Origin of the sequence: Nocardia spongicola (genome assembly GCF_047200775.1) — a bacterium.
In the GTDB taxonomy this organism is placed as follows: domain Bacteria; phylum Actinomycetota; class Actinomycetes; order Mycobacteriales; family Mycobacteriaceae; genus Nocardia.
On sequence record NZ_JBJZOO010000001.1, the window covers coordinates 455,212 to 468,412 of the forward strand.

At 65.7% G+C, this 13,201-nt stretch carries 15 protein-coding genes; 9 read left to right on the forward strand and 6 right to left on the reverse strand.

What is annotated here, in order from left to right; genetic code table 11:
- Positions 1–9 precede the first annotated feature (9 nt).
- From ACL02S_RS02035 to ACL02S_RS02065, 7 genes are read left to right on the forward strand one after another with little or no spacing between them, the layout of a single operon-like run.
- A complete protein-coding gene (locus ACL02S_RS02035) occupies positions 10–1,068 on the forward strand; it encodes an MSMEG_0568 family radical SAM protein (RefSeq protein ID WP_412800513.1) in 1,059 nt (352 codons plus the stop codon).
- A gap of 1 nt (position 1,069) precedes the next feature.
- Entirely contained in the window at positions 1,070–2,533 is a 1,464-nt protein-coding gene (locus ACL02S_RS02040; RefSeq protein ID WP_412800514.1) for an MSMEG_0567/sll0787 family protein, read from the forward strand.
- Entirely contained in the window at positions 2,530–3,453 is a 924-nt protein-coding gene (locus tag ACL02S_RS02045; RefSeq protein WP_412800515.1) for a carbon-nitrogen hydrolase family protein, read from the forward strand. Before ACL02S_RS02040 ends, ACL02S_RS02045 begins: the two co-directional genes overlap by 4 nt.
- Positions 3,446–3,763 carry an MSMEG_0570 family nitrogen starvation response protein gene (locus ACL02S_RS02050; protein ID WP_412800516.1) on the forward strand — a complete coding sequence of 106 codons (318 nt, stop codon included), beginning with the start codon at positions 3,446–3,448 and terminating at the stop codon, positions 3,761–3,763. Before ACL02S_RS02045 ends, ACL02S_RS02050 begins: the two co-directional genes overlap by 8 nt.
- Positions 3,760–5,031 (forward strand): MSMEG_0569 family flavin-dependent oxidoreductase, encoded by a 1,272-nt coding sequence (locus tag ACL02S_RS02055; protein ID WP_412800517.1) that lies wholly within the window; start codon positions 3,760–3,762, stop codon positions 5,029–5,031. Before ACL02S_RS02050 ends, ACL02S_RS02055 begins: the two co-directional genes overlap by 4 nt.
- A 9-nt stretch (positions 5,032–5,040) precedes the next feature.
- A complete protein-coding gene (locus ACL02S_RS02060; RefSeq protein ID WP_412800518.1) occupies positions 5,041–5,901 on the forward strand; it encodes a carbon-nitrogen hydrolase family protein in 861 nt (286 codons plus the stop codon).
- Positions 5,892–7,001: an MSMEG_0565 family glycosyltransferase gene (locus ACL02S_RS02065; RefSeq protein ID WP_412800519.1), complete on the forward strand. Its 1,110-nt coding sequence runs from the start codon at positions 5,892–5,894 to the stop codon at positions 6,999–7,001. The genes ACL02S_RS02060 and ACL02S_RS02065 overlap by 10 nt, the downstream gene beginning before the upstream one ends.
- A 96-nt stretch (positions 7,002–7,097) precedes the next feature.
- Here ACL02S_RS02065 and ACL02S_RS02070 read toward each other — a convergent pair whose 3' ends face one another.
- Entirely contained in the window at positions 7,098–7,775 is a 678-nt protein-coding gene (locus tag ACL02S_RS02070) for a TetR/AcrR family transcriptional regulator (protein WP_412800520.1), read from the reverse strand.
- A gap of 76 nt (positions 7,776–7,851) precedes the next feature.
- Between ACL02S_RS02070 and ACL02S_RS02075 the strand changes: the two genes are divergently transcribed.
- Positions 7,852–9,294 (forward strand): MFS transporter, encoded by a 1,443-nt coding sequence (locus ACL02S_RS02075; protein ID WP_412800521.1) that lies wholly within the window; start codon positions 7,852–7,854, stop codon positions 9,292–9,294.
- Positions 9,295–9,459: 165 nt separating this feature from the next.
- On the opposite strand, the gene ACL02S_RS02080 is transcribed toward ACL02S_RS02075, so the two are convergent.
- The 5 genes from ACL02S_RS02080 to ACL02S_RS02100 form a co-directional block, all read right to left on the reverse strand.
- Entirely contained in the window at positions 9,460–9,753 is a 294-nt protein-coding gene (locus tag ACL02S_RS02080) for a thioesterase family protein (protein WP_412800522.1), read from the reverse strand.
- A gap of 36 nt (positions 9,754–9,789) precedes the next feature.
- Entirely contained in the window at positions 9,790–10,131 is a 342-nt protein-coding gene (locus ACL02S_RS02085; protein ID WP_412800523.1) for a hypothetical protein, read from the reverse strand.
- Entirely contained in the window at positions 10,110–10,835 is a 726-nt protein-coding gene (locus tag ACL02S_RS02090; RefSeq protein WP_412800524.1) for a dienelactone hydrolase family protein, read from the reverse strand. The genes ACL02S_RS02085 and ACL02S_RS02090 overlap by 22 nt, the downstream gene beginning before the upstream one ends.
- Positions 10,836–11,154: 319 nt before the next feature.
- Complete coding sequence (locus ACL02S_RS02095; RefSeq protein ID WP_412801078.1) at positions 11,155–11,766, reverse strand: TetR/AcrR family transcriptional regulator; 612 nt, start codon at positions 11,764–11,766, stop codon at positions 11,155–11,157.
- A 330-nt stretch (positions 11,767–12,096) separates the two neighbouring features.
- The gene (locus ACL02S_RS02100) at positions 12,097–12,651 is read right to left on the reverse strand and encodes a TetR/AcrR family transcriptional regulator (protein WP_412800525.1); all 555 of its coding nucleotides are present in this window, start codon (positions 12,649–12,651) and stop codon (positions 12,097–12,099) included.
- A gap of 79 nt (positions 12,652–12,730) precedes the next feature.
- On the opposite strand from ACL02S_RS02100, the gene ACL02S_RS02105 reads away from it, so the two are divergent.
- Entirely contained in the window at positions 12,731–13,198 is a 468-nt protein-coding gene (locus ACL02S_RS02105; protein ID WP_412800526.1) for a DUF4334 domain-containing protein, read from the forward strand.
- Positions 13,199–13,201: the final 3 nt, after the last annotated feature.

Here is a 13,201-nt window from a genome sequence, read left to right on the forward strand (position 1 = left end):
CCTGTGGTTATGACCGAAGTATCCACCCGCGTGAATCTCGCGCTACTCGGCATCCGTGTCGACGTGCCGGTCCAGCGCCGTTCCGGAGCCGGGCCCAGCGACGACGGCCATGTGTTGTTCGGTGGCGCCGGTGCCGCGATCCCCGTCCGGAACGACAGCCCGTACACCCTCAGCGGCAATCGGTTACTGCTCGACGGTGCCGATCTGGGGATGACTGTCGAACCGGTGCGCAGGCCACAGTTCTACGATTTGCGCACCGCCGAAGGCGTGCCCTACGAGCAGATCGCCAAACTGCACGGGTCCGATGTGCTCGCCACCACTGTGGTGCAGACCTGCATCCGTTACGGCGAGGATCAGCGGTGCCGATTCTGCGCTATCGAGGCATCGTTGGCGACCGACAGCACGATCGCGGTGAAGCGACCGGACCAGCTGGCCGAAGTCGCCGCGGCGGCCGTCCGGCTCGACGGTGTGCGGCAGCTGGTGCTGACCACTGGTACCTCCGCGGGGAAGGACCGCGGCGCCAGGCATCTGGCCCGCTGCGTGCGCGCTGTCAAAGACGTCGTTCCGCAGCTTCCGATCCAGGTGCAGTGCGAACCCCCCGGTGACCTGGCAAGGCTGACCGAGTTGCGCGACGCGGGTGCGGATTCGATCGGCATTCACGTCGAGTCGCTCGACGACCGGGTCCGAGCCCGCTGGATGCCGGGTAAGTCCGCGGTGCCGTTGTCGGAGTACCGGGCGGCGTGGCGGGAGGCTGTGCGGGTGTTCGGCCGCAATCAGGTGTCCACCTATCTGTTGGTCGGTCTCGGTGAAGATCCGGACGAATTGGTCGCGGGAGCGACGGAACTCATCGAGATGGGCGTCTATCCGTTCGTCGTGCCGTTCCGTCCGCTGGCAGGCACGCTCGCCGTCGATGTGGACGGTGCTGTCGCGCCGCCGGCGCAACTGCTCGAAGACGTGACCCAGCGGGTGGCCGCCGAACTACGCCGCGCCGGGATGCTCGGATCGGCGCAGAAAGCGGGCTGCGCCGCCTGCGGGGCGTGTAGTGCGCTGCACAGCGCGGGAGGTTGACATGAGCACCATACGCACAGTGCTGCCGATCCGGGCATGGGACGAATTCGCAGGCGCACCCACCCCGGCACCGGATTTCTGTGTCCTGTCCGGGTATTCGTACCCGACGGCACCGGACACCGGATTCGTGATCCGGCCTGCCGACAGCCGCGGGCTCGCCGCCTATCACACGCTGCGTCGCGAGAGCTTCGTCGTCGACCAAAGTTTGTTCTCCGGAAGCGATGCCGACGATATCGATGATGATCCGCGAACGCAGGTGCTGGTCGCCCTGGCTCCGGACGGGGCGCTGCTCGGCGGCGTGCGCATCGCACCGGCGACCGCGACGGATATCGGCTGGTGGACCGGCAGCAGACTGGTGGTGGACTGCCGCCGCCGCACCCGAGGGGTCGGGCAAGCCCTGGTGCGGGCGGCCTGCGCCTATGCGGAGAACAACAATGTGCTCCGCTTCGAGGCGACCGTGCAGACCAGACATGAGCCGATGTTCACCCGCCTCGGCTGGATTCGACTGGGCGAGAAGTATGTCGGTGGAGTTCCCCATGCGTGGATGCGCTGGCCGATCGACCGGATACAGCGACTGGTCCAGTCGACCAAGGCGATGCTCGGCCCGGCGCTGACACCATTGCTCGGTCAGTCGATGGGATTGGGCGGCAGTGGTTTCCGTGGCGACGATGGCGCCCCGGTACCCGACAGCGACCTGATCGCCGCCTGCGACGCGATCCTTCCCTCGATGGTGGAACGAGACCCGGAATGGGCAGGCTGGTGTGGGGTCCTGGTGAATCTCAACGACCTGGCCGCGATGGGAGCCGAACCGGTCGGCATACTCGATGCGGTCGCTGCCCCCACCCGCTCACTGTTGACCAGGATGCTACGCGGGGTGGCGCAGGCCGCCAAGACCTGGGATGTACCGGTGTTGGGTGGCCATACTCAGCTCGGGGTTCCCGCGGCGTTGTCGGTGACCGCGCTCGGCCGTGCCGAACGGCCGGTTCCCGGCGGGGGCGGGAAGGTCGGTGACGAAGTGCGCCTCACCGCCGATCTCGGCGGTGGATGGCGGCCTGGTTATCAAGGGCGTCAATGGGATTCGTCTTCTCGGCGTTCCGGTTCACAGTTGCGGGCACTAGGCCGGTTCGTCGCGGATACCGCCCCCGCGGCCGCCAAGGACGTGAGCATGGCAGGTATCGCGGGCACCGCCGGAATGCTGGCGGAGGCCGCCGGTACCGGCGTCGAACTCGAGGTCGCCCGCATACCTCGGCCGCAGGGTGCGGCACTGGCCGACTGGATTACCTGCTTCCCCGGATTCGCGATGCTCACCGCTGATCGTCCCGGGAGCGATAGCGGCCCCGCGAGCCCGGCCACAACGGAGTCGTGCGGTGTGCTCACCGCGGCACCCGGCGTCCGGCTGCGCTGGCCGGACGGAATAACCACATACGCGGTGCACGGCACCGTCACTGGATTGGGAAGATCATGACCGATATCACCATCTCCGTCGCCGCGGCGGAGTTCGGCCGAGACCTGGAAGCGTGCTACCGCACTATCGGCGCACTGATCGAACAGGCCCGTGCGCGCGGCAGCAGACTGCTCGTGTTGCCGGAAGCCTGCCTGGGCGGATACCTGCCCAGTCTCGGCGGTGGCGACGAGAGCGAGCAGGCCAGACAACGCCGCCTGCGCAGCTTGCCGCCCGCGCTCGAGCTCGACGGCCCGGAACTACGCCGGGTCGCTGCGATGGCAGGCGACCTCGTGGTCACCCTCGGTTTCTGTGAGGCAGGCGACGGGGCACGCTACAACGCGGCAGTTACCCTCACCGGCGACGGAATCCTCGGCTCCTACCGCAAGGTGCACCAACCCCTCGGTGAGGATCTCTGCTACTCGGCAGGCTCAGAATACGGATCGTTCGACACCCCGATCGGGCGGATGGGCATGCAGATCTGCTACGACAAGGCATTCCCCGAAGCCGCCCGCGCTCTCGCCCTCGACGGCGCGGAGATCATCGCCTCACTGTCGGCATGGCCGACCGCGCGCACCGCGACCACCGAACGACTCCAGGACGACCGCTGGACCCAGCGCTTCGATATCTTCGACCGCGCCCGCGCCGTGGAGAACCAGGTGGTGTGGGTCGCCTCCAACCAAGCAGGCACCTTCGGATCGCTTCGATTCGTCTGCAACGCGAAGATCGTCGGACCAGGCGGCGACATCCTCGCCACAACCGGCACCGAACCCGGCTTGGCCACCACCACCGTGAATGTCGGCCACGCATTGGAGCTCGCCCGTGGTGGCGGGATGTACAACCTGCGCGATCGGAGACCAGAGCTCTATCACAGCATCGTGCAGTGTCACGGCGTTGTCGGGCAACCGGATCTACCGGAAGAACTGGAGGCGGCTCATGCCTGAGATGACCTTCGATATCCAATGGCCGGACGGGCACGTGCAGTCCTGCTACTCACCGTCGCTGGTCATCCACGACTATCTCGAGACCGGCCGCGATTACGCCATCGATGACTTCCTCACCCGGGTATCGACAGCACTGCACATCGCATCGGACCGGGTCGCGGCCAAGTTCGGGTACGCCTGCAGTTCGGCCCGTCAAACTCTCGACGCCATCGAGTCCACCGCGGCGCAGGTTCCCGGCCTGCCTACGACATCACGCACCGTCCGAGTGCTGTCGATGTCGCCATCCACCATCACCCGAGGAAGATCATGACATCGCATGCCAGTCCGACGCCTGAGGCGCAGCACTTCGCGGTAGCCGTGATCGGGGCGGGCCAAGCCGGGCTCGCCATCAGCAGGCACCTGACCCAACGCGGCATAGACCACATCGTGCTCGAACGCGACACCATCGCCCACGAATGGCGCGACACCCGATGGGACAATTTCACCCTCGTCACCCCGAATTGGCAGTGTGTCCTGCCCGGTTATCGCTATGACGGCCAGGAACCGGACGGATTCATGACACGCGACGAGGTCTACGCCTGGGTGCGTGGCTATGCCGATACCTTCGCTCCGCCGGTACGCGAACATGTCGAGGTCACCGCGGTAACGCTCGCAGCGGGCGGTGGCTTCGACATCGAAACCACATCCGGCCCGCTGCATTCCGATGATGTCGTGATCGCCGTCGGCGGCTACCACACCCCGATCATCCCGCGTTTCGCCGAAAGGCTTCCCGGCTCCATCACGCAGGTGCATTCCGCACAGTATCGGAGTGCTTCCGACCTTCCCGATGGCGCGGTCCTGGTCGTCGGCACCGGCCAATCCGGCGCCCAGATCGCCGAAGACCTGCACCTGTCCGGGCGGAAAGTGCATCTGGCGGTGGGCAGCGCGCCGCGCGTGGCACGTTTCTATCGCGGCCGCGACTGTGTGGCATGGCTGCAGGACATGGGCCATTACGACATCCCCATCGAAGACCAACCCGGCGGCCTCGGCAAACGCGAGAACACCAATCACTATGTCACCGGACGCGACGGCGGCCGCGATATCGATCTGCGGCAATTCGCCGTGGAAGGCATGGCGCTCTACGGCCGGATGACCGATGTGCTCGACGGAACAGCGTATTTCGAACCGTCACTGGAGAAATCGCTCGATGCCGCCGATGCCGTGGCCGAGAGCATCAAGGACTCCATCGATGCGTATATCGCCAGGGAAGCGATCGACGCACCAGAAGAAGCTCGCTATGTCCCGGTATGGCGACCCGAACACGAGACCACCGAGCTCGATCTGGCGGCCCTCGATATCACGTCGGTGGTGTGGTCGGTCGGATTCCGTACCGATTACCGCTGGCTGCGTGCCGGCGTATTCGATGGTGAAGGCCACCCTTGTCATAACCGCGGGGTCACCGGCACGCCCGGGCTGTATTTCCTCGGACTGCCGTGGTTGCACACCTGGGGCTCTGGTCGTTTCGCCGCGATCGCTCGCGACGCCGAATACCTCGCCGATCAGATCGCCCGCAGCACCCGCACGACAGAGGCAGCATGAGGTGAATTCGTGGCAGTCACCCGAATAGCAGCGGTAGCGGCGCATTTCGGCTCCGACATCGCCCGTGCCCTCGACAAGGTCGCCGGTATCGTCGAACGGCTCACCAACGACGGTGTCGACCTGCTCGTGCTCCCCGATGCCACCCTCGGTGGCTATATCGGCACCCTGCGCGATCCCGACCCCGCCGCCGGTCCCGAGGCCATCGATCCGGATGGCCCCGAAATCCGTCTGCTGCGGCAACTAGCAGGGGATATGACCATATGCATCGGTTATGCCGAGCACAGCGACGGCGTGCGGTACAACGCCGCCGTCTGCCTCACCGGCGACGGTGTGCTCGGTCGCCACCGTAAAGTGCATCAACCCGCCGGAGAGCATCTCGCTTATGCCGCGGGCGGACGATTCACCGCGTTCGATAGCCCGGTCGGCCGCATGGGAATGCTCATCGACTACGACAAGACCTTTCCCGAATCCGCCCGCACACTGGCCCTCGACGGCGCCCGCACGATCGCCGCCCTCTCGGCATGGCCTGCCAGCGTCACCGACCGCGCCTCCAGAATGCCCAACGACCGCCAAGCCCGCCTCTTCGACCTCTACGACCAAGCCCGTGCCGCCGAGAACCAGATCGTGCTCGCCTCGTCCAACCAGACCGGGATCACCGGCGACCTACGGTTTCTCGGGCAGGCCAAAGTGGTCGGCCCCGGCGGTGACATTCTCGCCAAAACCTGGACCAAAGGCGGACTCGCGGTCGCCGATATCGATATCGACGCCGAGGTCGAACGCGCCCGCCGAGTACTGAGCCACCTCGCGGAACGCCGCGTCGACACCTACACCAACTTGCTCGACAGTAGATCCGGACACCGATGCGAATAGCGTTACTCACTTACTCCACCAAACCCCGCGGCGGAGTCGTCCACACCCTCAATCTCGCCGAGGCACTGGCCCATACCGGCGCCGACGTGACGGTGTGGACACTCGGTCGCGGCGGCGACGACGGATTCTTCCGCCCTGTCGACCCGGCCGTCCAGGTCAGGGTCGTCCCCTTCCCGCCAGACAGCTCCGAAACAGTCGGCAGGCGAATCATCCGCTCCATAGCGGTATTACGCGATGCCTTCCCCTCCGGCGAGTACGACATCGTGCACGCGCAGGACTGCATCAGCGCCAACGCCGTCGGCCACTGCATCCGCACCATCCACCATCTCGACCAGTTCACCACCCCGGAACTCGCACGCTGTCACGAACGCGCCGTCGTCGAACCCTATGCGCGCATCTGTGTTTCGGCCGCAGTCGCCGACGAGGTCTACGCCGGATGGCGATTGACCGCTACCGTCATCCCCAACGGAGTGGAATACGACCGTTTCGCCACCGCGGCGAGCGACCATCCCGTCCCCGCTGCCAGCAGAACCGCATGGCAGCGGAAGCTCGGGCGATACGTTCTTGCGGTCGGCGGTATCGAACCGCGCAAAGGCAGTATCGATCTACTCGATGCCTTCGCGGTGCTATCGCGTAGGAATCCCGAGCTGAATCTCGTATTCGCGGGTGGTGAAACACTGTTCGACTACCGCGACTATCGGGAGCGGTTCGATATCCGCGCCGCTGAACTCGGTATTCGTCCCACCGTGCTGGGCACCGTCGACCACACCGAGTTACCCGCGTTGCTGGCAAGTGCGACGATGGTGCCCTTCTTCTCCACCAAAGAAGGGTTCGGATTGGCCGCGATGGAAGCCCTCGCGGCCGGGATACCCGTTGTCGCCAGGGATCTACCGGTACTGCGGGAGGTGTTCGGCGACACCGTCAGCTATGCGTCCACCCCCGATGCCATGGCCGCGGCGATGGCAGACGCACTACGGTCCGATTCTGTTCGGGCCGAGCGCGGCCGGACTCTCGCCGCCGGATTCAGCTGGGGGAGAGCAGCACAAGCACATCTCGACTTCTACCGTGCCGCTATGGACCAACGGCTCCGTCACGAATGAGCAGCAAGCGGGCTATCAGCCTCTCCAGCACCGCGATATACCGCAGCTGGACCAGGTGAGCTCCGACAGCTCCGTATCCGCCCAGTACCAGTACGCTCATCGAGCCTCCTCCGCCGCAAGTGTTTCCATGGCATCTGCGTGGGATCGTGCCGAGGGAAGCAATTGCAGGATGAGCGCGTCGGTGGCCCAGGATTCCCACTCGACATCGGTCCAGCCGCGTTCGTGGACGAGCAGCCGGTAAGTCTCGGGGGCCAGCGTGGCGAGCATGATGTCGGCGGCGCGAGCGGCAGTGATGCCCGCGCGTAACGGTGTCTTGGCGGCGAGGGCCTCGGCCAGACGTAACTGGACCAGATGACGTTGAGTGATGTTGGTTTCCCAGAGCTCGGCGAGCTCGGAGTCGGTCGTCGCGGCTGATCGGATCACCTCGAGCAGCGGACTGACCCTGGCGTAAATTGTTGCCGCCGCGGCGACTTGCCGCCGGATCTGCTCGGCGGGCGGAGCCGCCAGCGCCGTCGCGAACCAGGGGCGGTCCATGGTGGCGACCGGTTCGGTGTCACCGGCGATCTCGATGTCGAGCAGTTCGGACAGGATCGCGCGCTTGGTGGCGAAGGTGAAATACAGCGTCTGCACGGCCATGCCCGCCGTATCGGCGATGGCCTTCATCGTTGTCGACGTGTAACCGCGGGTAGTGAACAGTTCTCGTGCCGCTGCCAACATTTTGGCGCGGTTGGCTGTTGTCTTGGCCGCCCGCACCCCGGTGCTTTTCCCTGTCATGCCTCGATACTACTTGACTAGAGCGATGCACTAGTGAAATCTGGCTGTAGTCATGCTCTAGTGAAAGGATGTGCTCATGGCGAGCAAAGGTGGACTCGGGGCGAGAGATCGGCTGGTCCTGCTGTTGATCACGATGGTCGAACTAGTGGTTTTCCTGGACACGACCGTGCTCAACGTGGCGTTGCCCAGCATCGGCTCAGACCTCGGGCTCGATGAATCGGGATTGGGGTGGGTGACCAACGCCTATCTGCTCGCCTTCGGCGGATTCATGCTGCTCGGCGGACGCACCGCGGATATGCTCGGACCACGTCGGGTATTCGCGGCCGGCCTCACCGTGTTCACGGTGGCGTCCGCGCTGGCCGGATTCGCCACGACCCCGGCAATCCTCATCACAGCCAGGGCGTTGCAGGGCCTCGGCGCGGCCGTGGTGATTCCCGCCCAGCTGGCACTACTCGCCACGACGTTCACCGAACCCGCCGCACGAAACCGCGCCTTCGGGGTGTGGAGCGCGATGGGGGCAGCGGGCGCGGCTATCGGCACCGCGGTCGGTGGACCACTCACCGATCTGTTCGGCTGGCCGTCGATATTCCTGATCAACCTGCCCGTGGGCGTGCTGGCGCTGGCCTTCGTCCGAGTACTTCCACCGGATCCGACGCAGTCTTTCCTGGCCGTGCGTCGACTCGACGTGCCAGGTGCGATCACCGGCACGGCGGCCCTGTTGATCATCGGTTATGCCATCGGCGCCCTCGGCGACGAGTCGACTCGCCCCCTGGCGGGGATCCTGTTGGTGACCGGGCTGGCGCTGCTCGCCGGCTTCGTACTCCTCGAAGCACGTAGTACACATCCATTGATGCCATTGCGGCTGTTCACCATTCGCCAGGTGAGTGGGTCGGCCGCGGTGAACGCCCTGGTCGGTGCGGCGCATGTGCCCACCTTCGCCCTACTGGCGCTGTACCTGCAGAACACCCAACACTACAGTCCGACTTCATCCGGCCTTGCGGTACTGCCAGTAGCCGCGGTGAACATCATCGTCTCCCGTTCCCTGATCCCGTATGCGCTGGATCGGTTGGGTGCCTGGCGGGTACTGGCCGTCGGCCTCGGACTGCAGGCGCTGGCCATGGCCTGGTTCGCCCGCCTGCCCGAACACGGCAGTTACATGATAGATGTGCTACCCGGCGCGGTACTGCTAGGCATCGGTCTGCCTGCCGCGTTCGTCGGCGTTACGGTCCCCGCGGTCACCTCGGTAGACAAGGCCGACACCGGGATCGCGGCAGGCATCGTCAACACCGCACAGCGCGTCGGATCGGGTATCGGAGTCACGGTCGTTCTACTGCTCGCCGATATGGTGGCCCGGCAATCCACAGCAGCCGATGCCTACCGGACCGGCTTGAACGTCGCATTCGCGGTCGCCGCCGCACTAGCCGCGACCGGTGCCGTGCTGACCGTCGCCTTATTGCGTACCGGTCCGGTTCCGGTCTCGGAGCCGAAGTCCGAAGCCTCGGCCGCAGTACATGATTGATAGGAGAACCCCGATGACAGCCGAGAAGCATGACTGCACATGGATCCGTCCGTTTCGCCGATCCGGAGCACGTTCAGGCCTGGTGCCCCTCCCGTGTGAACCTCACTCACCGCCCCGAAGGGCGGAGCGCCGGCCCATACCCCGGTAACGCGTCCTTTTGCATTATCAGTGGAGTGGGCGGACGGTGAGGGTCTGTTGTGCTGCGCCGAGGGGGCCATTGAGGTCGTGCAGGGTGGTACTGGTGAGACCTTGCCCGTTGGGGCCGAAGGTGACGGTGGTGTCGAGGCCTGTCCAGGGGCCCCGAGGCTGACGATGGAGGTGGACGGTGAAGTCGAGGTTGGGGAACATCCACTCCGTGGGGTGGCGCCGTACGGCGATGCCGTTCGCATGCTGGAAATTCGTCTCGATCGACCAGCGGCGGCCCGCGATCCGGGCCAGCAGGCCCAACCGGGGCAGCATGGTGGAGAAACACCGGTAATAGGCCAGCTCACCGGGTCACCGGTCGCGGCGGGCCAGCAGCCACCGGTGACCCGGTGCGGCGCCCTCGGCGTCGGCCAACGCCACGAACGCCCACCGGTAGAGTCGCTGTCCTTTCGCGCCGTCACCCGCGGACAGCGTGTGCCATTTCCGTTTGGGCAGGCCGGCGATGATCGTGTCGGCGCGCGCGGTGCGCCCGGTCACGGTGGTGACGTGCCGGTTGCAGCCGATCGCCATCACATACGCCAGTTCCCGCGACTCGGCGAACTCCCGCAAACCGGAGCCGGTGGCCCTCGACCGGCCTGGTTCGCGGCCCGGAATCGCGGTTGCCGACCAGATCACTCCGTCACGGGCAGGCACTCGGCGAGCAGGTCGACGACGTCGCGCCAGGCTCGCTGCGCGTGCCGTGGGTGGTAGCCGACGCCGGGGAGCACGGTGTGGTCGACCGTCGGGTGGTGGAAGGCATGCAAGGCGCCACCGTAGACCACGAGGCGCCAGTCGACGCCCGCGGCCTGCATCTCGGCGGTGAACGCGTCCCGTTGCGCGGGCGGCATGATCGGGTCTTCCGACCCGACCCCCGCCCACACTGGGCAGCGAATGCGCGCCGCCTCGCCCGGTCGGCCTGTGGTCAGTGCGTTGACTGTCCCGATCGCGCGCAGGTTGACGCCGTCGCGCCCGAGTTCCAGCACGATTGCGCCCCCGGTGCCGTAGCCGACGGCGGCGATCCGGTCGGGGTCGGTCCGCGGTTCGGCGCGCAACACGTCGAGCGCCGCGTGGCCGATGCCCCGCATCCGGTCGGGGTCGGCGAGTAGCGGCGTGCAACGTGCCAGCATCTCCTCGGGGTCGCCCAAATAGCGCCCGCCGTGGAGGTCGAAGGCCAGCGCCACGTAGCCCAGCTCAGCCAGGATGTCGGCCCGACGGCGCTGGAAGTCGTTCAGCCCTGGCCCCTCGGGCCCGACCAGGACCGCGGGCCGGCGGTCGACACCGGCCGGGAGCGCAAGGTGCCCGATCATCGTTAGGCCGTCGGCCGGGTACTCGACCGTGCACGTTGTAACCGTCGTCATGAGACTGGACTGTAGTGATCATCGAGCTCGGTCGGGCCGGTGTTCACCACTGGCAGAACAGCGCAGGTGTGCCGCTGAAATGCGGCGATGGCTCACAAGATCCGTCACAAACCACGTTCCCGCGGCAGCGTTATCGGATCACCTGCTCCTCGGAGAACATCTTCTCTGACACCAACCACCCCAGCGCTCGACCCGTATAAACCGGATCAGAACGTAGCGGCAGCGATCACCAGCCTACGAACCAGCACCCACACCTCGACATCACCGCAGATCGCAGCCATATCCGACCGAAAATTCGATAGTGCTACCGGGACCCAGCCTAGGCGAACAGTCGCAACGCGCAGTCGACGATCGCGGCCCTGGTCTTCCGGCCCGCATCGGGTCTCAACCAGACCGACGACTGATTGAGAATGCCGTGCAGGCACTGCAGTGCGACGTCGATATCGGCACAGTCGAAGGCCCCCTCGGCGATCCCACGCTCGATGACGCGCCGGAACACTGCGTCGTGACGACGACGCATGCCTTTCATCGGCACCTCGAACACCTTTGGCCAGGTACGAGGCCAGGAGAAAACCGTGGCGACCTCAGGCGCCGTCTCGGTCAGGATAAGGATCTGCTCATCCACCAGCGCCCTCAGCAGCTCCTCCGGGGAAGCATCCGGTCCGGCCGTCTCCTGACGCTCGGAGAGCCGCCGCAGCACTTCCTGGGTGAGGGACTCCAGCGCCGCGGCGACGAGCTCGTCCTTGGAGGAGAAGTAGTGGTAGAGCGTGGCCTTGGCGATATCGGTGCGCTCGGCGACCTCTTCCAGGCTCATGCCCTGATAACCCGAGACCGAGAGAAGCTCTGTAGCGGTCCTGACAATTTCGGCCTTCCGCCGGTCACGCCGCCGCGCGACCCGGCCCGACGCTGTGCGCTCCGAAACCGCATCCACAGTCAACACACCCTCCCTTACCCAGATCTATACCCGTCCAGCGCATCCACCGCATAGTCGATATTCCGACCGCATGGACAGCTCTAAGCCTGCCGGTGGTCGCACAAACCTGGTGTGATCACTTACCAAGAGTCGATCGGGTCACGGTGGCGGACATGATGGCGCTTGAGCATTCGCCACGACTGCACCAGCGCCACGGTCGGATTCTCAGCGATAAGGGCGGGGTCGGGATGTGCTCGATCCACTCGCCGGGATCATGGTCGGGAGCAGTGGCGACTCGAATGCAGCATCCGATGCGCTGCCGCGCAGTGATCGGTCACATGCAGTTGGTCACGGCGCGGCCAGGCGGCGGGCGGCGAGAACAGTGGCCGCGCGCCGGTCGTCGGTATCGGCGCAGTCGTTGTGCAGGGTGTGCACGGCCGCGGTGCGCGCGAGGTCGGTCAGCAGAGTGAGCAGGGTGAAGGGCTGGAAGATGGTAGTGATCAGCCCCTCCTGCTGGCCGCGCCGGATCTCGGCGAGTTTGGGTACTACGGCGGCGCGAACGGCCGCATCGGCGGACGCGATGTGGGTGCGTTCGATCTCCGCCCAGGCCTGCAGGCGGGCGTTGTCGGGGTTGTGGAGATAGTGATCGAACAGTCTGCCGACGTAGGCGGGTACATCGGCGGCGTCGAGTGCGGTCTCCGAGGTGGTCTCGGTGGCCCATTGCTCGGTCACTGCGGCATACAGCTCGTCCTTGCCGGTGAAGTAGGTGTAGAGGCGGTCCTTGCTGGCGTTGGCCGTTGCGGCGATCCGGTTGATTCGTGCGCCTGCGATTCCGTACTGGGCGAATTCCGCTTTGGCAGCGGTGAGGATTCGCTCTCTGGTGGCATGTCCGGCTGCGCGCATCCCAGGATCCTATCTTCCCGAACCGTATGGTTCGGGTGTACCTTTCCTGAACCATACGGTTCGGGAAAGGTAGTGTGCGATGTCCGAGACGATCCAGCGCTGGCGCGAGCTGACCGCTTTACCTTCAAGGGTCGACCCCACTGAACTCGATCGGTTGTGGCAGAGCCTGGAGACAGTGCGTTCCGAGGAGATCCTGGGCGAGTGGAAGGGCGGGGCCTTCCGTACCGGGCATCCGCTGTGCCGGGCGCTGGATCGCAGTCGCTGGTATGGAAAGACATTCGTGTCCGTGTTCGACGCCAAGCCGTTGATCTGCCGTGCGGAGGACGGAACCCTGTTCTCCGACACCGAACTCGGCGGCGGGGAGGCCTCGTTGTGGAACATCGAGTTCCGCGGCGAAGTCACCGCGACCATGGTCTACGACGGGCGCCCGGTGTTCGACCACTTCAAGCGACTGGGCGATACGACGCTGATGGGCATCATGAACGGTCGCCCGGAACTGGTGCTGGCCAACGGCGAACACTTCTACTTCTTCCTCGAGCGGGTCTGAGCT

Bases quoted from the DNA above. Each gene is read 5' to 3' on its own strand.
- ACL02S_RS02035 (WP_412800513.1), top strand. From the start codon at position 10: ATGACCGAAGTATCCACCCGCGTGAATCTCGCGCTACTCGGCATCCGT.
- ACL02S_RS02040 (WP_412800514.1), top strand. From the start codon at position 1,070: ATGAGCACCATACGCACAGTGCTGCCGATCCGGGCATGGGACGAATTC.
- ACL02S_RS02045 (WP_412800515.1), top strand. From the start codon at position 2,530: ATGACCGATATCACCATCTCCGTCGCCGCGGCGGAGTTCGGCCGAGAC.
- ACL02S_RS02050 (WP_412800516.1), top strand. From the start codon at position 3,446: ATGCCTGAGATGACCTTCGATATCCAATGGCCGGACGGGCACGTGCAG.
- ACL02S_RS02055 (WP_412800517.1), top strand. From the start codon at position 3,760: ATGACATCGCATGCCAGTCCGACGCCTGAGGCGCAGCACTTCGCGGTA.
- ACL02S_RS02065 (WP_412800519.1), top strand. From the start codon at position 5,892: ATGCGAATAGCGTTACTCACTTACTCCACCAAACCCCGCGGCGGAGTC.
- ACL02S_RS02070 (WP_412800520.1), bottom strand. From the start codon at position 7,775: ATGACAGGGAAAAGCACCGGGGTGCGGGCGGCCAAGACAACAGCCAAC.
- ACL02S_RS02075 (WP_412800521.1), top strand. From the start codon at position 7,852: ATGGCGAGCAAAGGTGGACTCGGGGCGAGAGATCGGCTGGTCCTGCTG.
- ACL02S_RS02080 (WP_412800522.1), bottom strand. From the start codon at position 9,753: ATGCTGCCCCGGTTGGGCCTGCTGGCCCGGATCGCGGGCCGCCGCTGG.
- ACL02S_RS02090 (WP_412800524.1), bottom strand. From the start codon at position 10,835: ATGACGACGGTTACAACGTGCACGGTCGAGTACCCGGCCGACGGCCTA.
- ACL02S_RS02100 (WP_412800525.1), bottom strand. From the start codon at position 12,651: ATGCGCGCAGCCGGACATGCCACCAGAGAGCGAATCCTCACCGCTGCC.
- ACL02S_RS02105 (WP_412800526.1), top strand. From the start codon at position 12,731: ATGTCCGAGACGATCCAGCGCTGGCGCGAGCTGACCGCTTTACCTTCA.